The organism is Marinimicrobium locisalis, assembly GCF_039822625.1.
GTDB classification, from domain to species: domain Bacteria; phylum Pseudomonadota; class Gammaproteobacteria; order Pseudomonadales; family Cellvibrionaceae; genus Marinimicrobium; species Marinimicrobium locisalis.
Map to the genome: position 1 here is coordinate 169,114 of NZ_JBDLLG010000003.1, position 26,384 is coordinate 195,497.

A 26,384-nucleotide genomic window follows, 5' to 3' on the forward strand; every position below is an offset into this window, starting at 1 on the left:
ACTGGGTGGTATGCGCGCCTACCGACCGCTCTGGGAGTTTCTCTTTCGGCACGGCCCCGCCTAGGAGCATTGCAAGGACTACGCCAGGCGCAAGCGCCGTGTCAGCTGAAACGGTCCCAGCCCCTCCCAGCTTTTTGAGTGTAGCTTGTCATTCCAGCGCCGTGCCACCGAACGGCGACCAAACCAAGGAGGGACCCATCGCCGGGGGCCAACCCCGGCCCCTTCGGACCACAATGCACGCTATTGGTGCGATCGGGCACGAGTGCCGAGCTCTTACAGCAAGGCGGCCGTTTTTATCTGGGCGTAGCAATCCACCCCGGGGGCCAGCCGCAGCTCTTCCACCGACTTTCGGGTCACTCTTGCCAACAGAGGCTGCTCGCCGCAGCGCAGCTCAACGGTGACGCGCGAGGCATCATGGGGGGTTAGTCCGGTCACCTTCACCGGTAAGCAGTTAAGAATGCTGGTATCGCCCGAGGGGCTGAGGGTCAAGCTCACATCCCGGGCCGCCACCCGCAGGCGCACGGGCTGCCCGGGCTCACGGGGCTGACGGGTAAGGGTCAACGCACCGCCGGCCAGCGCCACGCGGGTCAGGGCGTAGTGGTCGTCGTGTCCCTCCACAGTGCCGGTCAATACCGCAGCGGCATCGTCGGCCTGGGCCAGAGGCAGGTCCGGGCGGGTTAAAATCTGCGCCAGCGGCCCGGAGGCAAGTACCCGCCCCGAGGCCATCACCACAAGATGGTCCGCCAACCGGGCCACCTCTTCTGGCGCGTGGCTCACGTACAGTACCGGGATCGACAGGCTATCGTGCAGCGTTTCCAGATAGGGAAGAATGGACTGCTTACTGGCCGGGTCGAGAGCGGCCAAGGGCTCATCCATCAGCAACAGATCGGGACTGGTGGCCAGGGCTCGGCCGATGGCCACCCGCTGGCGCTCGCCGCCCGAGAGGGCCGAAACCGGGCGGGAAAACAGCGGCCCCAGGTTGAGCCATTGGGTCAGGGTATCGGGGGAAAGGCGGCGCTCACGCGCGGGCGTTCGGCGCCAACCGTATTCAAGATTGGCGCGCACCGACAGGTGCTCGAACAGGCTCGCTTCCTGAAATACATAGCCCAGACGGCGCTTGTGGGTCGGGCGGAAATGGGTGGGCGATTGCCACACGTCCTCTCCCAACGCCAATCGTCCTCCTTCGATCCGGTCCAACCCGGCCACCGCGCGCAGTAGCGAGGTTTTGCCGCAACCGGAGGGCCCCACCACCCCGGTTACCCCCTGCCCCGGCAGCTCGAGATCCACCGACAGGTGGAAATCCCCCCGTCGGCTATCGAATTGCAGGGTCAGCGCCCCGCTGTTGGCATGAAACGCAGCGGTCATGATTTTACCAACGTTACCCGACGGTTAAGGCCATAGACCGCTAGTAATAGCACAAAGGACAATACCAGCAATCCCCCCGAGAGCCAGTGGGCTCGCGGGTAATCCAGACTCTCTACATGGTCGTAGATGGCAATCGAGAGCACTTGGGTCTCGCCGGGAATGTTGCCGCCAATCATCAGCACCACACCGAACTCCCCCAGCGTGTGGGCGAACCCCAGGACCGCCGCGGTCAGAAACCCCGGGCGCGCCAGAGGCAATACCACCGAGACAAACCGATCCCAGGTGCCGGCACGCAGGGTGGCTGCCGCCTCCAGCGGGCGTGACCCGAGGCTGTTAAACGCGCCGGTCAATGGTTGCACCACGAAGGGAAGGGAGTACACCACCGAGCCGATGACCAGCCCGGTAAAACTAAAGGCGAGCGGCTCGCCCCAAAGCCATTGGGAGGTCGCCCCCAAGGGCCCGCGAGGCCCCAGTGCCAGCAAGAGGTAAAACCCGAGCACCGTCGGTGGCAGCACCAGAGGCAGCGCGACCATCGCCTCCACCAGAAACCGGTACCGCCAGCGGCTGCGCGCCAGCCACCACGCCAGGGGGGTGCCCACCGCCAACAAAATCAGTGTTGTTAGGGCTGCCAGTTTGAGGGTAATTCCGAGCGCGACCCAGTCAGCCGTTTGAATCATGAATTCAGCTAATCTCGCCAGATAATGGCGGTACTGTAGCACGAGCGCCAAAAGAACTGGGAGCATCGTACCGGTGGCACAAAAACTGACCTGAACTAGGCTTAAGGAACAGGCATAAAAGGATCTTCCACTCACGGGAGCACAGCGCTGCTCCCAACGCTCGGATTGGCGCCATGACTATCGCTGACAGCCACAACCAGGCTCACAAGATCGACAATGACCGGCGTCGATACATCATGTCGTTTGTCAGTTACATCGCAGGCGCCGCGATTTTGTTCTATGGGGTGCGCCACTGGGCGGCGGGGAGCACCGCCCTGGCCGTTCTTTTGCTCAGCACAGCTCTCGCGTTTTTACTCACGGTGGGCTACTACCGGTGGTCCCGGAACATTGAGCGTGCCTGCCTGGTAGAGGCGGTGCTGGTGGCTATGTTCGTGCTTGCCCTGGTGTACCATGGGGGCTACGCCAATACCGCGCTTTATTGGGTATTCCCCTTCCCCGCCGTTCTGTTCGGCCTGCTGGGCGTGCGCAGGGCGCTGTTCGGCAATATTGTCATTCTGCTGGTGCTTGCCGTTTTATTGTTTACCCCGGATTTAACGCGGGCAGACTACCGCCCCGAGGAAACCAGCCGGTTTTTCGTCTCGGCGGTGCTGGTGGTGATTGTGTCTTGGATCAATGATTACTTCCGGGCACGCAGTCACCAGAAAATGGATGTACTGCAAGCCACCCGGGAGAAGCAGGCCAACACCGATCCGCTAACGCTGCTGCCCAATCGCCGCTTCATCGACGCTCACTTGGGGCGGGATCTGGCACACAGGCCCGAAGAGTTTTTACCGATGGGCGTAGTGATGTGCGATATCGATCATTTCAAACGGCTGAATGACCAGTTCGGCCACCACACGGGAGATTTGGTTCTCAAACAAGTGGCGGAGCACTTCCGCACGGCGCTGCGCCGACAGGACTTTGCCTGCCGGACCGGGGGTGAGGAGTTTCTCCTATTACTCCCCAAAACCGACCTGAAAGACACCCGCATGGTGGCGGAAAAAGTGCGTGAACAGCTCGCCCGTCAACCGCTTTCCATCCAGGGCCGGGAGCACGTGATCACCGCCAGCTTCGGAGCCACGGTCTGCAATACGGCCGACGCCCTGGGGGCGTCCGTGGAACAGGCGGATGAACTTCTCTACCGCTCCAAGCAGTCGGGTCGAAACAAAGTCACCTAGTAAAGTCACCTAGAACGTCACCTAATGAGCTGCGCGGCGCGCGGGCTCTCCCATTTATCCTTACCGTCACTGACCCGGCGGGAAGCATTGGCGTCAAAGACCCAAACCTCTACCCGCTGGTTTTTCAGCCGAGCCCCCTCTTTATTGGCCGCCACGGGAAGATCACTGCCGAAACCCACCACCGAGGCGGCGTGAATGCCCCGCTCCCGCAAGGCAGCCTTGACGCGTAGCGCGCGCATGCGAGACAACACCAAGGCCCGATGCTCAGTCTGCTCGGCGTCGCCAAAACCGATGAGCTGTAATTGCCGGCCGCGATTCTGAGGCAAGGCCAGGAACCGGCTCAGCCGCTGGAGATCCCATTGAGCTTTGTTGTCCAGGCGGGCGCTGCCAGCCTCAAAACGAAAGTTGATCGATAAGCGTTCGGCGTGCCTGACCAGCGTTTTGTAGGAGGCCGGCACCTCGGGGGCCAACTCAGGTTTCAGACTCACGGGGTTCTGGGAGACAAACCCCACCTTGGCCACCCGCTCCTGCCCGGCCCCACTGTGCACGAATGTGATGAACTCCCGCACCAGCGGGGGCGTGCGCCCCGGCAGGGTATACATGAACAGGCGCCGGGATAGAGCATAGTCCTCAGTGGCGACATAGAGAGGTTCGGGGCGCAGTGGTTGGGTGCCGTGCTGGGAGATGCTCAACGCCTTGGCCCGGCGTACGGAGGCCAAGCCGACGAAACCAATGGCACCGGGATCCACCGCCACCGAATCGGATAGCCGGTCGTTGGACTCAAACCGACGGGCCGATTCGCTCAGGACATGGCGACCGTCGAGCACCATGCTCTTGAAGCTGTCCCAAGTGCCGGACTTGTCGTCCCGGGCGTAGAGGCTGACGGCCAGATCCGGCCCGCCCAGCTCCGACCAGTTACGCACCTCGCCCGCAAATAGCTTGGCGACTTGCGCCACGGTGAGCGACTCCACCGGATTGGACGGGTGCACGATTACGGCCAAACCGTCGATGGCGACGACGTGCTCGGCCTCAAACGTGCCCATGGGACCGTAATCGGCCAGGAGGGACTGCTCAGATTCCTTAATCGGACGGGACGCCATGGCCACCTGCGCCTCGCCCGAGGCCAGCCCGCTCATTCCCGTGCCAGAGCCGTGGGCCGCCACGTCGATATGGACAGCGCCAGCGGCGAGTCGCCCTTCAACTCTATATTCGTTGTCCCGCTGACGCGCCCGAATACTGACGTCCCTAGCGCCCTTGTCGATAAGATAGTCACGCGCCAACTCCGGCGCCAACTTTGCACCAATCGTATTGGACCCGTGCAGGGTGAAAAGATGGCCCGATTGCCCCGAGGCAAAGGGAGAAACCGCTGCCGAGGCGGTGGATAACGACAGCCAGGCTGACACGACAAGCGTCAAACAACGCAAACCCATAGCTCACTCCTTATTGATACCAGCCGATCGAGAGACCGGCTAGCCAGTGCAGGCGCGCAGCTTAGGCGTGGAATGTTACGACTCTGTGAATGGGGCGTAGGCCGGTGCAAGTACCGCCCGGTAGTTTACCGGCTCGGAAACCCGGGCAAGCCAATGGCGCAGTGGCTTAGACAACAGCAGTTCGTCATCGTAAGGGTGTACCGAGAGCCGCAACGGGCGGTTGGGGCCGGCCCAGAGGCCGTTCGCGCGGTTCCAGGCCTGGAGCAGCGCCGCCCGCACCGGCGTATCAGCTTCAAACCCAACCAGGGGCAAGGCGCGCCGCCGCCCACTGGGCAGGTGCCACAGACCGCGTGCGGTTTCGATATAGGAAAACGGAGAAGCGGCCAGATCCTCGCTCGTCAGCTCGCCCAACGCCCAAGCCGGGGGGACGTAGAGCGAGGGCGGGCGAAGCCCCTGGTGGACAAACCAACGGTAGTTCCGCTCCAGCAGTTCACGCAGAACAGCGCGGGGTTGGCCGAGGTGTTCGGCGGCGTGACGGGAGACCCAACGGGAGTGGCAGCGATGATACCACCCCCGAATACGCTCGGCCCGGTGAGTCCAGCCGTGGCCGGCCAGCTCCAGGCCCTGGGACTGCCAGCGCGCCAGCTGCGCCAAGTCCTTCGGCTGCCAGTCACGCCCCGGCACCACCAGCAACACAACCCCGCGAGAGAGCGGCTCGGGCATCAACGCCAGCAGTCGCCCCACCCGCTCCAGAGTCTCCGGCATGACGTCGTGAATGGAGAGCAGTACCCGCATGGTCACGCCTGCTCCAGAGCCGACTCCAGCCCACTCTGTGGGCCCGAGGGCAAGGGCGAACGAGAGCTGACGGTATGACGCAACAGCTCACACCAGTGGGTCAGACAGCGTTCATTGAGCGTGAGCGCTAGACCCGCCGCCCTGCGGGCCAGGGCGCGCCGCTGTTCGGGCGTCTCCGCCAACAGCCGTTGCAACGCCATGGCCGCGCTTTCTTCGGGGGGAATGACGCTGAGCCCCGGCCGAAGGCTGGGCCACTGTAGGATACCGCAACCGGAGGACACCAACACCAACCGCTCCCGGGCCATGGCTTCCAGGGCGATAGTACCGAAGGATTCGAAGTGCGAAGGCAGCAACAGCAAGTCGTGGTGGTCCACCTCTGCCCTGAGGGCGGCCCGGTCCAGCCAGCCAAGCCACCGGAGGTTTGGAAGGGTGGCGGCCGCGCTCTTTACCCGGGCCCGCAAAGGCCCGTCCCCGGCGATGCTGAACTGCACCGAGGGGTGAATGCGGGCCGCTTCCACAACGGCCTCAAGGTTTTTCTCCGCCGCCAACCGGCCGGCGAACAATATCCGCTCCAGATGCCCGCCGTGGGGCCGGCGGGCCGTTAGGGCGAACTCAGCGGATATGGGCGTGCCGATCAGGCCGGTGGCGGGGGCGCCCATGCGTTCGGCCAGTTCAAGCATTTCCCGCGAGTTGCCCAGTACCGACCGGGCCCCGGCGAACAGGTAACGGTGGGAGCGCTCGAATAGCGAGTGCACCAGCCTACCCCGCCAGGACCCCTTCCAATAGAGTTGAGTCAGTTGTTCAAACGAGGTATGAAACCCGGCTAGCACCGGAATACCCGCCCGCCGGGCCAACCGCACCCCCAATAGACCGTAAGGTCCGGGGGTAGCCACAACCACCACTTGCGGCTGGAGTTGGCAAAGCGCCCGCTTGAGTGCCCAGGGGTTGGGAATACAGAGCTTCTGGGTTCGATCACCGGGCAGGGGCAAGGCCAACCCCGTGCGCCAGCGGCCGTTTTCCACTCGAGGCGAAAACAATTGGACCTCAGACATTAGGGGCGCCAGTTGCTCAAGCAGATCCTGATAGTAAGCGCCCACGCCGTTGCGCCCCGGGGCGGCATCGGAAATCACCGCCACGCGCATCCCCCGCGGACCACTGGAGGACAACGGCACCGTCGGCGGGTTCATCATACCCAGGCCTCCGCGTCCGGCCACACATCGGCAAAAAAGTGTCTGACCCGAGCCCGACTGAGCCCGTACTCCTCAAGCGAGTAGCGGTGACCGGGACGAGCATCCGGCCTACGGGGGTAGAGGGTCAAGGCGCCGGCTGGCGGCAAAGGCTGTTCCATGAAGGCGTAAAGCCGCTGCCAATCCGTTTCCTGCATTCGGGCCAACTGAGGCAGGGGCAGAGACAGTACATCCGAGTCTCGGCGCCACCGGCGCAAACGGCCATAGTAGCCGTGAAGAATGGTCAGCATACGTTCACTCAACTCGCGGTCCGCCGCGCGGCGCCCTAGCAACGCTAGTACCGGCCGCAGTGCACTCAACTGCGAGGCTATCGCCTCCTCGGGCCGGCGCGCGCAAGCGATAAAACGGGCCCCGGGGAAACGCTCGCGCAGGCTGTCGACCCAGGGCGTAAAGGACGGGTTCTTGCTCAACAGCCGCTTGTGGCGCCCGTGAAAGTACAGGTGGCGCTGCAAACAGGCGTAATAGTAGGCCGTCAATGCCCGGCGCTCATCTTTGGCCACGGCCTGATCAAAGAAGGCCAGGCGCCAGTAGCCTTCCGCCCTGGGGCAGACCAGCGCCGGCAGAAAGCAGGCGCCGCGCCACAGCAGCAGCAGAAAGTCCTCTTCCGGCTCCTGCCATCCGAGGGTGTGAACCCGGTCCATGGCCGCCCAGCGCCAGCGCGGGACAAACCGCTTCAGTGGGCTAAATAGGCGACCGACAAACGACCAAAAGTAACGTTCGGAAATGGAGGGCGCCAGCAAACATTCCCATAGCGTCAGGCTGGTAAAGGCCGGGTCTTCCGCCAGGCGCCGCTGGAGATAGGTGGTCCCGCTGCGGGGCACGCCGACAATGAACACTGGCGCTCGCACGAGCACCTTCCGATAGCCGCGAAAGAGCCAGTCATCGAGCACAAAGCCCAGGCCGTGACTGACTGCCAGCAGGCCCAGCACCAACCATGCCAGGGTAAAAAGGGGTAGGCGCCACAATGCGTGGCGCCAACCGGCGTCGGGGAGCGTGCGCGCCAGCTGCACGCCCAAAGTCAACCAAGCCATGAATAGTCGCATGGGGTCTATGCAACCGCACTTCTGTGACAAACCAATGACAGCGGGCCACCGAAAACAATGCCGTCCCGAGGCTGCATGGCGTTTTCGGCCACAAAAAAAACCCGCCGAGGCGAGGTTTCGTGGTTCAACACCAGAGTTTGACCCCTATCAGCTGTCCAGGATGCTGCCAACGTACTCTTCGAGCGCCTTGTCCTTACCGTACTCAAAGAAAGCCGCCTGGAAGCGCTCGCCGGAGACAGCGGTTTTCACCAAAGACTGATCCAACGCTTTGAGCCCTTCCAGATAGTCTTTACACATGGCTTCTTTCACACCATCCAGAATGCCGGCGTTTTCCACTTGACTGGCCTTGCGCTCGGGGGGGTACCCCTGGCCCTTTTCTCCGGCAAAGGCCTTCTCAAAAATGTACCGGCAGTTGAGTTCCGCACCCCAGCCGAAGCCCTTCGCGAACGGCAGCGCCAGCGCATTGCCATTGTTGATCTGGGCAAACAGGTAAGCGTCGGAGGGGTCGATGCAATAACCGCAGACCACCCCCGGGTGGGCATTCAGAGACAGCAGCGCCCCCTGACCGGTGCCACAACCGCTGATCACAAAATCCACGGCCTTGGAGTTCAACAACAGGCCGGCCATAATGCCCAGGTGAATATAGGTCAGGCGGTGGTCGTTGTCGCCGTTCATGCCCACGTTAAACACCTGATGCCCCTGTTCCTGCGCCACGGCGTTGAGCTGCTCCAGCACGACCGGGTTTTTACCGGCTTGGCTGAACTCATTCATCAATGCAATTTTCATTTCACTCGTTCTCCCAAAATCGTTAATAATAATATTCTTGTTATTTGTACGATATTATAGGCTGTGCCTCCCTAAATAAAAAGACCCCGACTCTCGGGGGAGAATCGGGGCCAAGCACGTCACGATGCCCGCTTAGCGGCGGGCATCTCACCCAGCACTAGGGAGTGATGACCACATCAATCACATGAATGACGCCATTGGTGGGCGCAAAGACGGTGAAGGTACCGTCTGGATCGTCTAGCGTTTCGTCGAGACCGGTCGCTTCCAGCGTGGTGAGATTACCGTTGTCGGCGGCGACTTCCACCAACGAGTTAACTTCGGGTTCTGACGGGGGCGTAGGGGGAGGTCTGTTGTCATTGTCACTGCCGCAAGGCCCGCCGCTAAACCCAGTATACCGAACGTTCTTAGTCGCGCATTCGTGGTGTGAGCTTCCGGTTAGTATTAGTCGTTGAACCACGTAATTGGCACGGGGCTTTTATTCACTATTACGTTAACGTGGCAATGTTTTCGGCACCATGACCGGTCGCTCTATCCAGCGCTCGAAACGCGGTGCGATGCGCTCCAGGTTATCCGACCACCAGCTCGCGTTGAGTTCGACCGCGGTTTTCAGGTGTGCTTTCGAGGTCGGCAGCCGCTTGCGGCGCTCGGGATCAAGCATCGCCATGGAGGATTGACGGACCGGCCCGTAAGGGATGTACGTCGCCTGAGCCGCCAGGCTTTCGGTGGAGGAGGCAAAACGAAGAAAGTCTTTTGCCAGTTCAATATTGCGCCCGTGTTTGGGAATTCCCCACACATCGTAAAACCAGACTTGGTGATCCCATACAATTTCTAGCGGTGTTCCCCTTTCAACCGCATCATCCACCCGCCCACTGTAGACAGATGACATGGCTACTTGCTCGGTTTCCAAAAGGCGAATGGCCTCTTCACCGGTCTGCCACCAAACGATATGGGGTTTGATTCGATTCAGCACGTCAAAGGCCCGGTCGAGCCCCGCCTCGGTAGACAACACTTGGTAGACTTTTTCCGGCGAAACCCCATCGGCAATTAATGCCCACTCCAGGTTGCCCTGAGGCGTACGCCGAAGCCCGCGCGGGCCGGGAAAGCGTTTCAGATCAAAAAAATCTTCCAAACGCTCGGGCCCCTTTTCCCAACGCTCCCGGCTATAGCTAAAGACGGTGGAACCCACCACGTTACCAACACCGCAGGGCATGAGGCTGTTGTTAATAAAGTCCTTCACGGCGGGTGTGCCATCGGGCGCGGCCGGCAGGGATTCGTGATCCAAACGCACCAAAAGCCCATCTTCGCAGGCGCGAATCGCGTCAAACAGCTCCAGGTCCACCAGGTCCCAGTGCACATTCCAGGCGCGAACCTGGCGGCGAATCTCGTCGACCCCGCCACTGTACTGCAATACGTTGACGCGCACGCCGGTTTTATCTTCATAGGGGCGAATAAAACCGAGCATTTGGCTTTTGACGTAGGCTCCATCCCAGGAAACCACCGTCAGTTCCCGGTCAGCACCCTTTACTTGTTCTAAGTCCTGCTCGCCCAACACAGTGCTGTTAGCCAAAACCAATACGGCAGAAAGAAGTACTCGTTGCCACATAACACTCACCAGTAAAAGCCGATATTAATGTTAAAGCGACTGTGCCATTCACTCTCGCCGTTACCGGCGAGAGAGCCGTTACCGAAGTATGGCATGTTGTTGGCCAGTATATAGTCCACATAGGTGAACAGGGGACCACTACCGATGGCGCAGCCCAAGGTGTTGATTCGCGAGTCCAGTGCGCGGGAGGCTTTGTACAGGCGGGAGTAGTCGTTATAGCAGGTAATGGAATCCACGCTCTTCCAGGGCGAGGGCACGCTGTAGGCGAGGTTCGCCACCAGAATATCCGCCTCGCCCGCTATGTCATAGGTGCCGCCAAACGCCCCCACTTGCATCGGAGCCTGCCCCTGCCCTTGGGGGTTTGCCGGGTCGTACTGGTAACTCACGCCTTTGAGCTGGAGGTTCCAACGCCCGCAGCGGCTATCCAAATGCGCGGCCCCCGCCCATTGCTCGCCGCGTCCACCGGTGGCCGTGTTGTAGACTTCACCCAACTGCGCGGAGGCGCCCAGTTCCGTTTCACAGGCGGTGCCCTGGCCAACGGTGTAGGCCAGCCGAGCGTTCAGTTGATTGACTTCTTCGTTCTGCTGCTCACCGCTTCGAATCAGATCAAAAGAGTAGCGCTCGGGATCGGTGGCATCGTTCAACTCTTCGTTCTTGTAGAACGCCAGTTGAGTGTTCCAGGCTCCGTCGGTGCGCTCATACTTTACGCCCATGTCGTAGTCATCGCCCAACCCCACGTAATAGGGCACACCGAACCAGGCATTGTGGGCGGGATAGGGCAAGAGGCCAAATGGCACCCGGTGAATACCGAACTGAAACTGGCTGTTATCCTCAAATTCATAACCAATCCAGCCGTGGTGCAGCGTGTGCATGTAGGAATAAAAGCGGTACTCCGCCGAAACCAGAATGCCCTCCACTTCGCCATCCACATTCAAGCGAAACACATCCAGCCCGCTTTCCCCGTACTTATCTTCCGAGGCTTGCACAAAGTCACGATGCACCAGATTAAAACGCACCGCGCCGCCCACATGCACACCGCCGGGTTCGTCCGCCTCAGCCACGGTTGATTCACTAGCGGAAAGCCCCAGGTCTGCGGCCCGTTCGGCCTTTACCGCTTCCTCTTCCAGTGCTTCCACCCGTTGCTGTAGACGCTCCACCTCCTCGCGTAAGGCTTCGCCGTTTTCCGCCGAGCAAAGCAGCGGCGTTAACAGGCCGAAAATAAGCACGGCGCGGACGAAACCAAATGTTGAGCGCCCTGAGCAGCGCTCACTCAAACCGTTCATTGTGCCTCCAGATCTTTGTTCTCGGTTTCCGGTCATGCTCAGGCAAGGGGCCAACATGCCATCGTGAGCCTCCCTTCACAGTATTTTTTGATATTTCGGGCGTCAAATACGCAGTAGCAATAAAAACAGACTACCATATCCTCCAACGTTGAGTCGTAGCGTCAGTGTTGCTATGGTTTCCGGGATTTGAGCTTTAAGCGGGAGTGATCATGTCGAGAACCGCCCTCAGTCTGTCGTCGCTTATCGTCAGTATTATTCTACTGGTCAGCGGCAATGCCTTCCTGACCACGCTTCTGGGCTTGCGCTTGAGCATTGAGGCCTTTACCCCCGCAGTGATTGGCTGGATTCTGGTGTTCTATTCGTTTGGTTTTGTCGCCGGTTCCCTTCACGCGGTGAAAGCCATTGAGCGTGTGGGCCATATTCGCGCCTTCGCGGTCTTCGCGGCGCTGCTGGCGGTGGTAATTCTTCTGCACGCACTCGCGGTCAGCACCGTCCTTTGGGCCCTGCTGCGGGCGCTCGCCGGCTTCGCCGTGGCGGGGTTGATGATCGTGGTGGAAAGCTGGTTCAGTAGTCGGGCGACCAATGAAAACCGCGCCAGCCTTTTCGCGGTCTATCAAGTAGTGTTTTTCCTCTCCACGGCGGGCGGCCAAGTACTGATTCGCGTGGCGGACCCGGCGACTTTTGTGCCTTTCACGCTCGCCGCCATTCTGGTTATCGCGGCGTTGATTCCACTCTCCCTCACCCGCCGCCGCTCCCCCACCATTGAGGCCAGCGAACGTATGTCCTTAAAGCGGCTGTTTGGCCTATCCCCGGTAGGTTTGGCCGGTGCCCTGGTGGCGGGAACCGTTATTAGCGGATTTTACAACTTGGGCCCGGTGCTGGCCGACCGCCTGGGGTTAACCGTTGGGCAAGTGTCTAACTTTATGGCTTCCGCTATTGTGGCGGCCATGGTTCTTGCGTGGCCCATGGGCCGACTGTGCGACCGGTTTGACCGCTATTCCGTCATGCGAAACGCGGCGCTTGTGGCTGGGGTCGCCAGCCTGGGCGCGGCTTTTCTCGGGCCCTTTAGTCCGCTGGTGCTGATTCTTTTCACCGGCCTTTACATGGGCATTGGCGCGGCGCTCTACCCGATTGCCGTCGCCATTACCAACGACTTAATGGACAGTCGCCAAATCACCGCTGCCAGTACCACCTTACTGCTCAGCTACGGTATTGGCAGCTGCATCGGCCCGGTCGCCACCGCCTTAATTATGGAATTGTTGGGTCCTCGCGGACTGTTTCTAACCGGGACGTTGGTACTGGGTGCACTGGTTGCCTACCTCATCTGGGGCGGAAGGCCCGAACACGTTCCCGCCTCCGCGCAAGAGCAAGAAGCGTTTGTCAGCACCATCCCGGAAGCGACCCTGGGGCTGGCGGAGCTGGACCCGCGCAACCCGGAGTTCGAGCCGGAGGACTCATTACATTCCAAAGCCGGATCATAACGCGCCGAATTATGGCCGCCCTTCGGCTGACGCCTAGCTCATTCTCAGGCGCGAGGGGCGGTTGCATTGCCCGGGAAACTGTTCTAGCATCCGCTCGTCGCTGAGACATTTTGAGTTGCTACTCAAGCTGGATGGAGCCGTAGACGTCTTTATAAAGACGGTCTTTCACAGGCAATAGTTTTGAAGACACTGGTATCAGGGAGTGATGAATGTCCCCTCCGTATTTTGTCGTTAAAAACACCGTTAGTTTTACAAGCGCAAAAATCCACCTCCGCTCTGGTAAGGAGGTGGGTGCGTGAAAGTATTCCGTTTCAAAGAAGATCGCTGGCCTGTCGCCATTATCACACTTTATTTTCTTCTGGATGTATGGGTATATGCGGTCGTAGATAGCGTCCCGAGCCTCGCTCTGTGGTTTGTGCTTGGTATCTTCCCCAAAACCAACGTCTGCGTTTGGAATCATCACCATCACCATTGCCGCACGTTTAAAAACCGCTGGTTGAACCGGTTGTTGGAGATTCCCTACGGCTTTCAAACGGGGATGCTGGCGACCACCTGGGTGCTACATCACGTCAACGGCCATCACCGGGACTACCTTGAGCAGGATAAGGATACTTCCCGCTGGCAGGTCAAGGGGCACACCATCAGCGTTTGGCGTTACATTGCCGAGGGGCTGTTGCTCACCTACCCGCGCGCGATTCGCCAGGGAATGCGCAAGCCACGGCTGCTTCGCCGCTATTGTGCAGAACTCGCCGTTAGCCTGGCGCTCCTTGTCGCATTAACAATTTATCGGCCATTGCCCGCCCTGTTTGTTTTCTGGTTGCCGATGTTGGCCTCCCTCGTTGTCACCATGCGCGCCACCTATTATCACCACCTGGAGATGTCACTGGATAACCCCATGGCCGCCAGCCGCAACGTTGTGGACTCCAAGTGGCTCAATATTCTGGCCGGCAACATCGGCTACCACACGGCGCACCACCACAAGAGCGGCCTGCACTGGTCCAAGCTGCCAGCGCTCCACAAGCAGCTGGAGCCTTACATTCCCGAGCACTGTTATACCCAGACCGTGCCGATTTATTATTGGTTTGACCGGGCGGAGCAGGCGCTTCATAGACTCAGAACCCCGCGCCGGTCTCATTTTTCAACCAACGCGACCGACCAACACTCGTAAAGAAAGAAGGCTGTTTGCCATGCCACTTATCCAGTCCGAATATCAATGTCCCTGGTGGTTCAAAAACGGACACGTGCAAACCCTGCACCCCCGGTTGCGGCCCGAGCGCCCCGCCGTTCGGCCCAGGGAGGTGACGTTAAATACACCAGATGAGGACTTTCTCGAGCTGTTTGTCTATGAGGCAGAAAAGAAGGCGCTCGTGATCATCACCCACGGGCTGGAAAGCCACGGCAAAGAGGCCGCGCTACTGAGGTTTGCGAACAAGGTGTCAAAAGCCGGCTATGACGCCATGACCTGGAGCATGCGCTCCTGCGGAAAGCAAATCAATCGCACCAAGTGGTTTTACAACGGTTGCGATTATCGGGACCTTAAACATTTGATCGATACTTACGCGCCCGACTACGATGCGATTTACTTGGTGGGGTTCAGCCTGGGCGGGTCGATCACTGCCAATTATCTGGGACGAGAGGGCGCCGCCTGTCACCCAGTGGTAAAGGGAGCCTTTTTGGTATCTCCACCGCTGGAGCTGGATTCCTTCCATGCCTCCATGCGGGCCACTTTTCACCACGCCCTCTACCAGCGCCAGTTTGTGAAGTCCTTGCTGGGGAAGTTCGAAAAGAAACGGGCCTTTATCGACTTTGGGCCGGAGGTGGACTCCGAAAAGGTCCTGCGGGCCCGAACGGTGGATGAGATTGAACATCACTTGTTTGCGCCCCTGCACGGTTACAAAAGCTCTGTCGACTACCGCCGCCACGCGGCGGCCCTGCCGCACCTGGAGAACACGCCGGTCCCCACCTATATCCTATGCGCGCTCGATGACCCTTTCATCGAAGCCCGCCACCTGCCCTACCAACTGGCCGAGACATCGAGCCGAATTCACCTGGAAGTCGCTCGCCACGGCGGGCACACGGGGTTTATTAGACCCAAGGGCGAAGAGGGCCATTGGTATGAGCGGCGCTTCTTTGAGTTTATCGAGTCGCTGAACGAACCAAGCCGCCGTAAGCGGCAAGTAGAATCGGAGACTCGCTAGCGGCGCCGGTAAGCCGTCCCCCGGGGCGTTTTACGGCGAACGCCCATCACGGTTGCTTTCCGGCAAGTGATTCTATAGGTTTCTAGTTTCAATACCTCAGGGTCCTGATTCAAAAGCCGGAGGAAGCACCCTCATGCCATCACTAAAGCCGGGCGGCCTGGGCCTTAGAACCCGCCTGTTCCAGATTATTTTTGAATCCGACACCCCCCTCGCCAAAGGCTTTGACATCCTGTTGGCGGTATTGATTTTCCTGAGCGTGGGCGTGGTGCTGCTCGACAGCGTTCAGGAGTACCACGAACGCTTTGGTACCCTGTTTTATTACACCGAGTGGGTGATTACGCTGCTGTTTACCCTGGAGCTTGGGCTGCGCATTTACTGCTTGAAAAAGCCATGGCTCTACCTGAAAAGCTTTTATGGCGTTATCGACGTCTTGGCGGTACTGCCGACTTGGCTGATGCTGATTACCCCCGGCGCCCAAACGTTGGTGGTAATTCGCCTGCTGCGTACCCTACGCCTGTTCAGAGTCTTGGAAATGATGGCGCTGGTCGGCCAGGGGCGCCTATTGTTGGATGCGCTGAAGCGCAGCCGTGGGCAGATTTTGCTTTTCTTGTTCACAATCTTAATGCTGGTAACGATTTTCTCCTCTTTGCTCTACTTAATCGAGCCCTATGAGGCGGGCTTCACCAGCATCCCCAAGTCCATTTACTGGGGCATTGTTACCTTAACGACCGTCGGCTATGGCGACATATCCCCGGTAACACCTCTGGGGCAGTTTATCTCGATCATGATTATGCTCTCCGGCTACTCCATTATTGCCCTTCCCGCCGGCGTGTTCTCTGCCGAAGTTATTCGCTCTCTGCGCGAAGAGCGGTACTCCGACGAGTCTTGCCCCGGGTGCGGGAAAAGCCAACATGAGCGCGATGCCAAGTACTGCAAATACTGTGGCACCTGGTTGAATGAAGAGACCAGTCCACCTAAGGGAGAAACCGAGGCCAAGCCGAGGTCGTCTTAATACCGCAACACACCCAACGGCTAACGCTTGAACGATACTAAGCTTCATTGTCCATCGCTGACCCGCGCTTACTGGAGCGTCGTGATCCGCAGCTCACACTCGCCACTGTCCGCTGCCACGTGCACGGCGTCGCCGCTGATGGTCACCGACAACGCCATTACCCGCTCCACCATGGAGGCCACGGTCTGAATGTCCGACCAAGGGAGCTGGTAAACCGATAGGGGCAGAGTGGCGAGCTTCTCGCGGTTCTGGGCCCACCAGACCTCGGACTTAGAGTTAAAGCTATAGACGCTCACCCGAGAGGTAAGCCGACAGGCCTTCTTTAGGCGGTCAACGGCCGGTTCGCCCACGTCGATCCAACGCGACAGCCTACCGTCCAGCTCGTAGGTGGCCAGGTCCGGTTCATCCGGCTCGCTCAGGCCGCCTTTGGAAAAAGCCAACCCTTCCTCTGCATTCAAGCAGTAGGCCACCACTCGGGCCATCATCCGCTCCAGCTTTTCCGAGGGATGTTGGGCCAGTGTTAGGTTAAGGGTATCGTAGTAATGGCGGTCCAAATCCGAAAGGGAAATTTTCAACTTGTAAATTGTTGGCCTTAAAGCCATAAATGTGTCCTGCTTGGGAGCGAAGCGAGTCGTTAAGGGGCGTCGGCAGCGGCAGAAATTAACCGAGGCACGCCCCCCTACACCAGTAAAGGTCAATCTTCATCGCGATCGGCGCGCTCTCGCGCTAGCCGGTCTTCCTCCTCCTCTTTAGTCGCCTCGATTACGGCCATAAGCTCAGCGACGTCCGCCTCGGCGGTGTCCGGTTCAAAGGTGCCGGTAAGGCGCGCCTCCGGGTGAAGCTCGCCCTCTTCGTACAGGTGCCAAATCTCCTTGCCATAGTCCATCTTAAGTAGCTCGGGCGCGAACTGCCCGAAATAGCGGCGCATATTGTCCACGTCCCGCTGGAGCATCATTTCGGCGCTATTGTTGCTGGCTGCATTCACCGCTTGCGGCAAGTCAATAATAACGGGGCCCTGATCATCCACCAGCACGTTAAAGGGCGACAGGTCACCGTGAATCAAGCCGGCGCTGAGCATGCGGACCACATCGGCCATCAACTGGGCATAGTAATCCCGGGCCTGCTCTGGCGAGAGTGTGACCTCATCAAGCCGAGGCGCCACTTGGCCCTCTTCATCTTGAATCAGGTCCATCAGAAGTACGCCATCCACAAAGCCGTGGGGTTGGGGTACCCGCACCCCCGCCTGCGACAGCTGGTAAAGCGCATCCACTTCCGCGCTCAACCAGGCTTGCTCTTGCTCCTTCTGGCCATAGCGCGTTTTCTTGGCCATGGCCCGGGCCCGACGGCTGTTGCGGACCTTTCGGCCTTCCTGATACTGGACGGCCTGTTTGAAGCTGCGCTTCTTCGCCTCTTTAAAGACCTTGGCGCACCATAACTGCTCGCCGCAGCGGACCACGAACACCTGCGCCTCTTTGCCGCTCATCAGCTGGGTCACGACCTCGTCTATCATTCCGTCATCGACGAGCGGTTGTAATCTTTTCGGTATCTTCATAAAACGTTTCAAGTACTGGTGGTATGGAGTGTTCTAGCGGGGGCACTACGAGCGTGCTCGATTATCGGTGCGGGCTATTAAGGTACTATATCCAAGTCAGCTACTATATCGAAATCCGCCCGAGAATTCGCCTCCATTACGGTTTCTTGTGCCGCTTTGGGGGCCTTCCTGGCACCTGCATTGCCGGCAACGGGGCCGAGCGCCAGCATAAGCCCCTCAACCTCTGTATACTGCAGGCCCCACTTTCTCACCGCCAACCGCTAGAGAGACCCGTGACCAGCTCATCCTTTGCCGACTTGCCCCTACCCCCCGCCCTGCTCACCAACCTCAAGGATATGGGCTACCAGTCGATGACGCCAATTCAGGCTCAGGCGCTGCCCCAAGCCACAGCCGGGCGAGACTTGATCGCCCAGGCCAAGACCGGCAGCGGAAAAACCGCCACCTTTGGCATTCCGCTGCTGCTTCAGCTCAACCCTCGTCACTTTGGCGTACAGGGCTTGGTGCTGTGCCCCACACGGGAACTGGCCACCCAGGTGGCCGCGGAAATCCGGCGCCTCGCGCGCTACCAGGAGAACATCAAGGTGGTGACCTTGAGTGGCGGCCAGTCGATTGGGCCACAGATCGGCTCCCTTGAGCACGGCGCGCACATCGTGGTGGGCACGCCGGGGCGAATTAAGGATCATCTGCGCAAGCAGACCCTGGACCTCTCGGGGGTAAAAATGCTGGTTCTGGATGAAGCCGACCGCATGCTGGAAATGGGCTTCATGGAGGATATGGAAACCATTATTACCCATACCCCCAGCAGCCGCCAGACGTTGCTCTTCTCGGCCACCTACCCGGAGAACATCGAGGCGCTTAGCAGCCAGTTTCAGCGCGACCCGGAACGGATTAACGTGGAATCTCAGCTGACGGCGGCCACCATCACCGAGCGCTTCTTTCTATCCAGCAAAGACACCAAGCTGGAGGATTTAATCCAGGTACTGCGGCATATACAAGTACCCTCGGCAGTTATCTTCTGCAATATGAAACAAACTACGGAGGAGGTGGCCCGCTACCTGGACAGCCGTCGGTTTAACGCCCTGGCCCTGCACGGCGACCTTGAACAACGGGAGCGCGACCAGGTGCTGACGCAGTTCAAGCACCAGAGCTGTAGCATTCTAGTGGCCACCGATGTCGCCGCCCGGGGCCTGGACGTGGAAGACCTACCGGCCGTGGTGAACTACGACCTGCCGCGGGACCCTGACGTATACACCCACCGCATCGGCCGCACCGCCAGGGCCGGCAAACACGGCCTGGCACTGAGCCTGCTCGAAGAGAAGGAACGCTACAAACTCGACAAAATCGGCGCCTCCCAGGAGGAAAAAGCGCCGGGAGACGAGAAGACCGTCAAACTGGAACGGCCCAGTGAACTCAGAGTAGACCCTGAGTTTTCCATGCTGCCCGGCCGGAAGACCCTGGTGATTGCCGGTGGCCGCAAAGACAAGGTTCGCCCCGGTGACGTCCTCGGTGCCCTGACAGGCGAGGCGGGCATCCCCGGCAAAGCGGTCGGCAAAATAGACATAACGGACTACAGTGCGTTTGTCACGCTGGCGCGAGACCACGCCAAAGACGCCCTAAAACGCTTGGCCAACGGTAAGATCAAAGGGCGGAAATATAAGGTACGGCTGCTGTAGCCCCAATTCGCGTTGATCAGCGCCGCGATACCACCACGCAATTGCGGCCGCGACCCTTGGCGTCATACAGGGCCTCGTCCACTCGGTCAAACAGCTCGTCCAAAGACTCGCCCTCGCACAAACTGGCCACGCCGAAGCTGGCGGAGACCTTCAGGCCGTTGGTCTCCCCGAAATCGTGGGCGGCAATCAGGGCGCAAAGTTTTTCCGCGGTACGGTTGGCATCACTCAAGTCGGTATTGCTGCACACCAACACGAACTCCTCCCCGCCCCAGCGGGCAAAGCGGTCACCGCTGCGCACATTTTCCTGCACCAAGCTGGATAACTGGGTCAGAACCCGGTCGCCCACGGCATGGCCGCAGGTATCGTTGAGCTTCTTAAAGTGGTCCAGATCAAACATGATTACCGAAAGCGGCTTACGCTCCCGGCGCCAGTCTTCCAGCCCCAGCCTGACCGCCTCTTCGACGCCCTTGCGATTAAAGGCCCCGGTCAATGGATCGGTCTTGGCCTGCTCCTCCAAGTCCTTCCCTCGGCTATCGAGCAAGGCATTGATTTCAATCAGCTCCCGCTCGCGCTCAGCCTTGCGCTTTAGCTCGCGTTGTACCAGCACCAAGCGGCCTCCCAGAAAGCCAAGCGCGAGGGTGACCCAGATCGCCATAATGCCCCGGTACCAAGTTTCGCTGGATAATAGCTGGCCGGTAAGCTCCACCTTTTCCAGGCGAAACCAATGTTCGCCGAATTCATGATTGGAACCCGTTTGCACTTCGATAATCACAATGTTATCGAACTGCGGTTGGGTCATCTCCGGTTTTAAGCCGTGACGTTGGAACCACCAGCTCGCCACAAAGAAATCGGTCATGGAGAACTCAAGCGGTTCCCCGCCGCGCGCCCGGTCCGCGTCGAAAATCAACTGGTTATATTTAGTGCTGTCGAGAATCTCCGGAGTGCTGTAGACGGGGTCATGGTTGCGCATATAAAACCGAACGGTGGGCGTGGGGCCGCGATAGTCAAACCAAAGTTTTAGATGGTCATAGTTGCGCAAATCCAGACCATCAACCCGGTCTTCATCGATGATCAGCTCAAAGCCGCAAAAGGGATAGTTAATCCCGGGACGCAGTTCGCAACGTCCTTCCAGAGCTTCTGCCTCAAGCAGTTCAGAGCTACTACCCCCCTTTTCCTGCTGTTGGTCGCTATAGTGCGACTGCACGTAATCGCTCGCGTCCAACGTCAAGGTGGTTTTTAGAATGGCCCGCTCGCCGACCACGGCCACCACGGTAAGCAGGATTAGGACCGCCAGAGCTTTTTCGAGGGTAAAGCGCAACGCCATGGCCAGAGAGTTCCCGAGTACTTTACAGCAAGGAAATTGAAGCTACGGCGCAAACACTGGTGCCGCAGTAGGAGTATAGACGATAAGCCCTTCACGCTTTAGTCTAGTACACCATAACAATTTTTGCGCCATTCGGAAGAGAAATAAGCGAGGGACTGAGCAAGCATCCGCTCCCCTCGGGAGCCTTCAAATGACCGGTCATGCGGCCTCCGTGCCGCCGGCCAAAGCAGTCAGTGGGAAGACAGCGAAGGCTTCTACCTCAACACTCCCGCGATTCATCGACCAACTCTCGACGCACACACACCGCCGTGCTCTTGGGCCGGATGGGCATGCCTCTGCCTTCAAGGTGCGCACGAGTAAACGCCGCCCCGAACAGGAGAATCATGGAGGAGTAGTTCACCCAGAGCAGGAGCAGGGCCAGAGAACCAGCGGCGCCATAGGTGGATGCCGTGGCGGTATAGGCAAGGTAAATAGCGATCAGAGACCGGCCTACCGTGAACAGCACGGCGGTAATAAACGCACCGAGGAGGACATCTCGCCAAGACAGCACTACGTCCGGCAAGATTCTAAACATAGCGGCAAACAAAAGCGTAACCACGACCAGCGATAGCAACAGTTCCACGCTCACCACACTCCAGCCCGGAACCGGCAACCACTCCTCCGCGAATGCCATAACGCTCCGCAAGGCCACCGACAAGATCAGCGAGACCAACAGGATAAATCCGATGGCCAATATGATGGTCAACGACAGCAATCGGGTTTTGACGAATACCCACAAACCACTTCTAGACGGCCGTGGCGCAACATCCCAGATTTGATTGAGGGATTGCTGCATCTGAGCGAAAACCGTGGTGGCACCGATGATGGTGACGACGATCCCAATCAACGCCGGCCAAATGCCGCTCTGATCAATCTGCGAGTTAATCACTGCCGTCTGGACTACGCCTGCCGCCTCCGGTCCAATTGTTCCCTCAAGCTGGCCGAAGAGCTTGCCCTGGACAGCGCTCTCGCCGATAACCAGCCCGACCAAATTGACAACCACGACCAGAATCGGGGCGATGGAGAAAACGGTAAAGAACGCCAGCGCCGCGGCGTAAATAAAGGCCTGGCTTTCCAACCAGTTCTGGCTCGCGGCACTCAAGATGCCAAGCCAGTGTCTCACCGGAGCGGGGAGTTTGTCGTAGAACTTGAAATCCATGGGTCGAAGCTACCTCAGCCTTGAAGCCTAGCGAGTAACCCACCTCTCGGCAGGCCAATTTCTGTTATGTTAAAACGGGCACGACAACGAGAGGCACATCTCCTACACAAGCGCAGCAAAAACATCACGGTTCACTGTAGCATAAGCATCCGAGCGTGCTCATCCGCCAACGGAAAGCGTTGCCCACGTGGCGTGTAAAAAAGCATTAACCGCTCAAAACCTCGCTCAGCGCACACTTTTTAAAGCTGAACCGTCTGACCAACGGGGTTTGTGACGGCTGGGTTCGACACCCCGGAAACCGTTGTGCTATAACCCCTCGGACCGCTATCGCGGTTTTACGATAGCCCTTCTTTTCTTCACCCAAGTTGTTGACATGAGCGAATCGCGAGGGTTCTAAGCATGCTTTATGTAACCGGTTTCAACGATTGCGGACTCCCTCGCAAAAGAACGCGATTGTCGACTTTACGAATAACAGGAGAGAACAATGCAATTACACAATGGTAAACACTACGCCCTGGCCGCGCTGCTTGGGCTGGGTATTATTAGCACCGGGCAGGCGAGCGCACAAGCCGCCGAGTGCCAATACATTATCGACAATGAGTGGGGTTCCGGTTTTACCGCGGCCGTAGAAATAACCAACACCGGGAGCCGTGCGATTGAGGGCTGGCAGGTGAACTGGCAGTACGACAGCAGTGAAATTACCAACGCTTGGAACGCCAGCCTCAGCGGCAGCAACCCTTACTCTGCATCCGACAGTGGCTGGAACGCGACTATTCAGCCGGGGCAGACCGTGTCGTTCGGTTTTCAGGGGGTGGCGAACGGTGGCGTCATCGAGACACCCGCGGTGACCGGCGATGTATGCTCCGGCCAGTCCAACGAAAGTTCCAGTGCCCCCTCAAGTTCTTCGAGCCGTTCCAGCTCCAGCATTTCCAGCTCGCCGACCTCCAGTTCCTCCAGTACGGGCGACTCCCCGGCAGGCGAGCTATGTAACTGGTACGGTACCGAGTACCCCCTGTGCGAGCAGACACAAAGTGGCTGGGGCTGGGAGGGGCAGCAAAGCTGTATCGCCCCCAGCACCTGTCAGTCCCAGCCCGAACCCTATGGAGTCGTCGGTGACAACGCCTCTTCCAGTAGCCCGAACTCTTCCAGCCAGCCATCCAGTTCATCGAGCTCAAGCAGCTCATCCAGTGACGGGCCCACCGGAGCCTGTGGCGAGGGTGATCCCGACGCCCGTGTTAGTGGCAGCCCAGGAAACTACCAAGTCAATGGCAACGGCGTCGGTGGCAACTATTTCAACGCCATTCGCAGCGCCATCGACAGCCTTTCCCCGGGTCAGCGGGTGACAGTGTTTGCGGACGGCTCCATTGGAGACAACTCTATTGATCTGCCCAGCGATATTATCTTCGAAGTGTGCGGCACCATGGACGTAGGCAACGTCGGCGGGCGCGGCGCCGTACAAGCCATTGGCGAGCGCAACGTCTCCATTCCCTACCTGAACATGACCGGCAGCCCCTACTTCGGGATGCGTTTTGCCGATGTTCACAATCTGCACCTAGGGGAGATTGACCTGCGCCTCAACGGCGGTTTGGGCATTCGCTTCGAACGCGACCTGCCCGGCAGCACCGACGTCACCATGGACTACGTGTATGTGTCCGGCACAAACAATCACGGCGTGGAAACCTGGAACGTGGACGGCCTGGAGATAGGCACAGTAGTCGCGCGCAATGTCGCCTATGCCGGCCTCTTACTCAACAACAGCCGCAACGCCACCATCGACCTGGTAGACGGCGACAACGTCGCCACCGGCACTGGGTACGCCACCTTGCGTTTTGCCAATGAGAATGGGCGTATTAACGGCGGCTACTCCACCAACATTCAGGTCGGTCGCGTCGTCTCCCGTGGCGGCGGTCGGGGTATCTTCTGTGTGTCAAACTCCGGTGGTGTGGAAATCGAGGAGATCGATCTGGCCAATAACGGGAACAACTCCATTCTGCTTGAGAACTGCCACAACGTACGCATCAATGGTGGGCAGATCGACAGCGGTGGGGAGCTACGGATCGCCGCGCGCTCAGAGTTCCCCAATACCAGCGACGTGACCATTGCCAACCTCGACATCGTCAACACCAACGTGAGAGAAAGCCCCTGCGGTGACAATATCAATTGGGTTAACCTGAACGTTAGTGGGGGCTCCTACAACGTTTGTAACTGAGGAAACCCCGGTTACCCCTCAACCGATTAACGGAGTTTAAAACGCTAAGGATTGCCCTGGCGCCCCGGCCCACGTTTCTTTTGCTGTTCCTCTGGGCTGGGCCAGGGCGTCTTCTTGCTCTCGCACTTGACGATGCCGGCGGTGCCCAACCTCAGTCGCCACCGTTGCGCCGAAGAGTAACCCTGACTGACCTCAGAAGATACCAGCAGCAGGTCGTAATCATGTTGTTTGTCAATGGGGTGAGCTTCAACGGGAGAAGCGGGATCACCCTCGTCAGCCCACATGAAGACCCTATTTCTGGCGGCTTGAATCATCGAGCAAAGCTCTTCGCAATCCAGGCTAAGGCGCTCTTGAATTTGATTCTGCACCAACGCTGCCTTATCCAAATTCAGCACCGAGCGAAAGCAGATGACTTGCCGTTCCTCATTGGTCGCCCACGTTTTGGAGTGCTCCAGTATCCGGTGCGGCAAATCGGGCAACTTGCGGTAGTCCAGCCAAACATTCTGCAAAGCCAGCAACTTGTTGGTGTAGGGCATCAATAAGCGCACTTTCCAGCGCGGCCGACCTTTGCGTAACCAGCTCGTAATGCGAGTGATCATATCGTCGCGCAGCAAGTCACGCAGGGCATAGGTCAGAGCAATGGCCAAGAGAAGCGCCAGGGATAGCTGTTGGCTACTTGCCCGAGCATTGAACAAGAAGTAGGTGAATAATGACATGATCAGCATGGTCGAGCCCGCTTTGACCAACTTGCGCGTACCGGAGCCTAGCTCTATCACCTTCGAGCGCAGCACCACGGGAAACTCCAACAGCCTGAGGTATAGGCTCATGCGGTTCCAGATCCGAGTGGGGGTACCGCGGAAATCCGGGACGTATTTCATTTCCCGCCGATAGCGATGTTCCTGTTGTAAAAACTCGCTGATTGCGTCCCGAAGCGCCTGCTCAAGCTCTGAAAATCCGTCCATCGTCATGCACTCAAGCAAGAACTGCTCCGCGTGCCATGAAAAGTACACATCGACCAGCCTAAAATAGCGTAAGTGACTACTTTGTTCGGGGTTAGACTTACGCAGGCGCTGCGCAAAGTTTTGAATCAAACGTAGAGCACGCTTCACCGGCTCATTGGCAAGCTCCGCCTCCTGAATTTGTTGCCGCAGGTGATCCATTGAGGCCCGATACTGGAAAAGCCAAGAACCATACCGGATCTCGTAATGTGGGGAGAGAAGCGCGAACGAGCTCCCGACCTTGCTGGTTCGGCTCTTATCCAGCTGGCCCAGCAAGCGAAAGCGGTGCTCTAAAGAATTGAAAAAAAACTGCTGCTCGGATAGCGTCCACTCGGAGAATCGACCTTCATACGGAGTAAACAGATACAGATCCACCCGGTACTGCCCCGGCCTCTTTAAGGTGCGGGTCAGCTGCAAACGATAATCGCCTTTACGTCTTAGTGAGAACACGCCATTCCCTATTTATGGCTTGGTTATGCGGCACCGAGTTCAACTTTTTGTACCTTATCTAGCTTAACACTCTTTCCGGCTAACCAGAGGTCATACATGTCTTGCATCGCCAGCCAACTTTCAGGCGTCCGGCCCAGTGCCTTGGAAAGGCGCAGCGCCATTTCCGGGCTGATACCGCTCTGCTGCTTAAGCAGACGGTTCAAGGTGGAGGGCGATACATCCAACCGCCCCGCCAAATAACGGCAGCTGAGGCCAAAAGGCTCCATATAGGTCGCCAGAATGAATTCACCGGGGTGTGGGGGGTTATACATCTTCATCAGTGGTAATTCTCATAATCGAGCACATAGGCATTGCCGTCAGAGAACTCAAACGTAAGCCTCCAGTTCCCATTCACGGTAATTGCCCAAAGGCCCTTCCTATCACCCTTGAGGGAGTGAAGCTTATACCCAGGGATATCTAAATCATTGATTTCCTTAGCGGTATCCAGTGCTGCCAGTTGCATTCGAAGACGCTTCTCATGCTTGGCCTGGATGCCCCGAGCGCTACTTGTCTCGTAGAAGCGCTTTAATCCCTTGTGTTTGAATGACTTAATCATTGGTATAGTGTATCGCGTTGCGCAACAGTGTCAACCCGCACAACGCCTTGTTAACACGCACCCGACCGGGAGCGTAATGTAGCGCATAGAGTGGCGCAAGCCATGCGCGAAATGAGGCGGAGGTTGGGCGTCGCAGTTTACCAAATTGTTGAACGAAGCCGCTCCGCGGCAAAGTTAGAATTCGAGAGCTGAGATAATTCCCCTACGTGCTTATACCGAGCACGACAACTAGAGGAATTATCTCATGC

Annotated in this window: 24 protein-coding genes; 7 read left to right on the forward strand and 17 right to left on the reverse strand. The window is 58.6% G+C overall.

What is annotated here, in order from left to right:
* Positions 1-273 precede the first annotated feature (273 nt).
* Together modC and modB are read right to left on the reverse strand one after the other, a co-directional pair.
* Entirely contained in the window at positions 274-1,365 is a 1,092-nt protein-coding gene (gene modC / locus AAE514_RS03735) for a molybdenum ABC transporter ATP-binding protein (protein WP_347330164.1), read from the reverse strand.
* Positions 1,362-2,042 (reverse strand): molybdate ABC transporter permease subunit, encoded by a 681-nt coding sequence (modB, locus tag AAE514_RS03740; protein ID WP_347330165.1) that lies wholly within the window; start codon positions 2,040-2,042, stop codon positions 1,362-1,364. Before modB ends, modC begins: the two co-directional genes overlap by 4 nt.
* 173 nt (positions 2,043-2,215) lie before the next feature.
* Here modB and AAE514_RS03745 point away from each other — a divergent pair, with 173 nt between their 5' ends.
* Positions 2,216-3,259, forward strand: a complete 1,044-nt coding sequence (locus tag AAE514_RS03745; RefSeq protein WP_347330166.1) for a GGDEF domain-containing protein — start codon at positions 2,216-2,218, stop codon at positions 3,257-3,259.
* A 17-nt stretch (positions 3,260-3,276) separates the two neighbouring features.
* Here the strand turns inward: AAE514_RS03745 and AAE514_RS03750 are convergent, their stop codons facing one another.
* From AAE514_RS03750 to AAE514_RS03785, 8 genes are all read right to left on the reverse strand, one after another.
* Entirely contained in the window at positions 3,277-4,689 is a 1,413-nt protein-coding gene (locus tag AAE514_RS03750) for a substrate-binding domain-containing protein (RefSeq protein ID WP_347330167.1), read from the reverse strand.
* A 75-nt stretch (positions 4,690-4,764) separates the two neighbouring features.
* Positions 4,765-5,484 carry a polysaccharide deacetylase family protein gene (locus tag AAE514_RS03755; RefSeq protein ID WP_347330190.1) on the reverse strand — a complete coding sequence of 240 codons (720 nt, stop codon included), beginning with the start codon at positions 5,482-5,484 and terminating at the stop codon, positions 4,765-4,767.
* Positions 5,485-5,486: 2 nt separating this feature from the next.
* Positions 5,487-6,674: a glycosyltransferase gene (locus tag AAE514_RS03760; RefSeq protein WP_347330168.1), complete on the reverse strand. Its 1,188-nt coding sequence runs from the start codon at positions 6,672-6,674 to the stop codon at positions 5,487-5,489.
* Complete coding sequence (locus tag AAE514_RS03765) at positions 6,671-7,762, reverse strand: sulfotransferase (protein WP_347330169.1); 1,092 nt, start codon at positions 7,760-7,762, stop codon at positions 6,671-6,673. The genes AAE514_RS03760 and AAE514_RS03765 overlap by 4 nt, the downstream gene beginning before the upstream one ends.
* Positions 7,763-7,921: 159 nt before the next feature.
* Positions 7,922-8,560 (reverse strand): RpiB/LacA/LacB family sugar-phosphate isomerase, encoded by a 639-nt coding sequence (locus AAE514_RS03770; RefSeq protein WP_347330170.1) that lies wholly within the window; start codon positions 8,558-8,560, stop codon positions 7,922-7,924.
* 157 nt (positions 8,561-8,717) lie between these two features.
* Positions 8,718-8,867, reverse strand: coding sequence for a fasciclin domain-containing protein (locus AAE514_RS03775; RefSeq protein ID WP_347330171.1), 150 nt, complete (start codon positions 8,865-8,867; stop codon positions 8,718-8,720).
* A 183-nt stretch (positions 8,868-9,050) separates the two neighbouring features.
* Positions 9,051-10,163: an ABC transporter substrate-binding protein gene (locus tag AAE514_RS03780; RefSeq protein WP_347330172.1), complete on the reverse strand. Its 1,113-nt coding sequence runs from the start codon at positions 10,161-10,163 to the stop codon at positions 9,051-9,053.
* A gap of 5 nt (positions 10,164-10,168) precedes the next feature.
* The gene (locus AAE514_RS03785; protein WP_347330173.1) at positions 10,169-11,446 is read right to left on the reverse strand and encodes a coiled-coil domain-containing protein; all 1,278 of its coding nucleotides are present in this window, start codon (positions 11,444-11,446) and stop codon (positions 10,169-10,171) included.
* A gap of 209 nt (positions 11,447-11,655) precedes the next feature.
* Here AAE514_RS03785 and AAE514_RS03790 point away from each other — a divergent pair, with 209 nt between their 5' ends.
* The 4 genes from AAE514_RS03790 to AAE514_RS03805 all read left to right on the forward strand — a co-directional run bounded on the left by AAE514_RS03790 (position 11,656) and on the right by AAE514_RS03805 (position 16,137).
* Positions 11,656-12,927, forward strand: coding sequence for an MFS transporter (locus AAE514_RS03790; RefSeq protein WP_347330174.1), 1,272 nt, complete (start codon positions 11,656-11,658; stop codon positions 12,925-12,927).
* A gap of 295 nt (positions 12,928-13,222) precedes the next feature.
* A complete protein-coding gene (locus AAE514_RS03795; protein WP_347330175.1) occupies positions 13,223-14,095 on the forward strand; it encodes a fatty acid desaturase family protein in 873 nt (290 codons plus the stop codon).
* A gap of 19 nt (positions 14,096-14,114) precedes the next feature.
* Complete coding sequence (locus tag AAE514_RS03800) at positions 14,115-15,125, forward strand: YheT family hydrolase (RefSeq protein WP_347330176.1); 1,011 nt, start codon at positions 14,115-14,117, stop codon at positions 15,123-15,125.
* 133 nt (positions 15,126-15,258) lie between these two features.
* A complete protein-coding gene (locus AAE514_RS03805; protein ID WP_347330177.1) occupies positions 15,259-16,137 on the forward strand; it encodes an ion transporter in 879 nt (292 codons plus the stop codon).
* Positions 16,138-16,205: 68 nt separating this feature from the next.
* Here the strand turns inward: AAE514_RS03805 and AAE514_RS03810 are convergent, their stop codons facing one another.
* Together AAE514_RS03810 and AAE514_RS03815 are read right to left on the reverse strand one after the other, a co-directional pair.
* Positions 16,206-16,739 (reverse strand): YaeQ family protein, encoded by a 534-nt coding sequence (locus AAE514_RS03810; protein ID WP_347330178.1) that lies wholly within the window; start codon positions 16,737-16,739, stop codon positions 16,206-16,208.
* Between the two features lie 92 nt (positions 16,740-16,831).
* Entirely contained in the window at positions 16,832-17,689 is an 858-nt protein-coding gene (locus tag AAE514_RS03815) for a PA4780 family RIO1-like protein kinase (RefSeq protein ID WP_347330179.1), read from the reverse strand.
* 272 nt (positions 17,690-17,961) lie between these two features.
* Between AAE514_RS03815 and dbpA the strand changes: the two genes are divergently transcribed.
* Complete coding sequence (dbpA, locus tag AAE514_RS03820) at positions 17,962-19,362, forward strand: ATP-dependent RNA helicase DbpA (RefSeq protein ID WP_347330180.1); 1,401 nt, start codon at positions 17,962-17,964, stop codon at positions 19,360-19,362.
* Positions 19,363-19,378: 16 nt separating this feature from the next.
* On the opposite strand, the gene AAE514_RS03825 is transcribed toward dbpA, so the two are convergent.
* Together AAE514_RS03825 and AAE514_RS03830 are read right to left on the reverse strand one after the other, a co-directional pair.
* On the reverse strand, positions 19,379-20,686 hold the full coding sequence (locus AAE514_RS03825) for a GGDEF domain-containing protein (RefSeq protein ID WP_347330181.1): 1,308 nt from the start codon (positions 20,684-20,686) through the stop codon (positions 19,379-19,381).
* Between the two features lie 259 nt (positions 20,687-20,945).
* Positions 20,946-21,884, reverse strand: a complete 939-nt coding sequence (locus AAE514_RS03830) for a YihY/virulence factor BrkB family protein (protein WP_347330182.1) — start codon at positions 21,882-21,884, stop codon at positions 20,946-20,948.
* Between the two features lie 484 nt (positions 21,885-22,368).
* On the opposite strand from AAE514_RS03830, the gene AAE514_RS03835 reads away from it, so the two are divergent.
* On the forward strand, positions 22,369-24,093 hold the full coding sequence (locus AAE514_RS03835) for a cellulose binding domain-containing protein (protein WP_347330183.1): 1,725 nt from the start codon (positions 22,369-22,371) through the stop codon (positions 24,091-24,093).
* Between the two features lie 44 nt (positions 24,094-24,137).
* On the opposite strand, the gene AAE514_RS03840 is transcribed toward AAE514_RS03835, so the two are convergent.
* Genes AAE514_RS03840 through AAE514_RS03850 form a run of 3 tightly spaced genes read right to left on the reverse strand, consistent with a single transcriptional unit; the run spans position 24,138 to position 26,136 of the window.
* On the reverse strand, positions 24,138-25,541 hold the full coding sequence (locus AAE514_RS03840) for a hypothetical protein (RefSeq protein ID WP_347330184.1): 1,404 nt from the start codon (positions 25,539-25,541) through the stop codon (positions 24,138-24,140).
* Between the two features lie 23 nt (positions 25,542-25,564).
* Positions 25,565-25,858 carry a HigA family addiction module antitoxin gene (locus tag AAE514_RS03845; protein ID WP_347330185.1) on the reverse strand — a complete coding sequence of 98 codons (294 nt, stop codon included), beginning with the start codon at positions 25,856-25,858 and terminating at the stop codon, positions 25,565-25,567.
* Entirely contained in the window at positions 25,858-26,136 is a 279-nt protein-coding gene (locus AAE514_RS03850) for a type II toxin-antitoxin system RelE/ParE family toxin (RefSeq protein ID WP_347330186.1), read from the reverse strand. The genes AAE514_RS03845 and AAE514_RS03850 overlap by 1 nt, the downstream gene beginning before the upstream one ends.
* Positions 26,137-26,384: the final 248 nt, after the last annotated feature.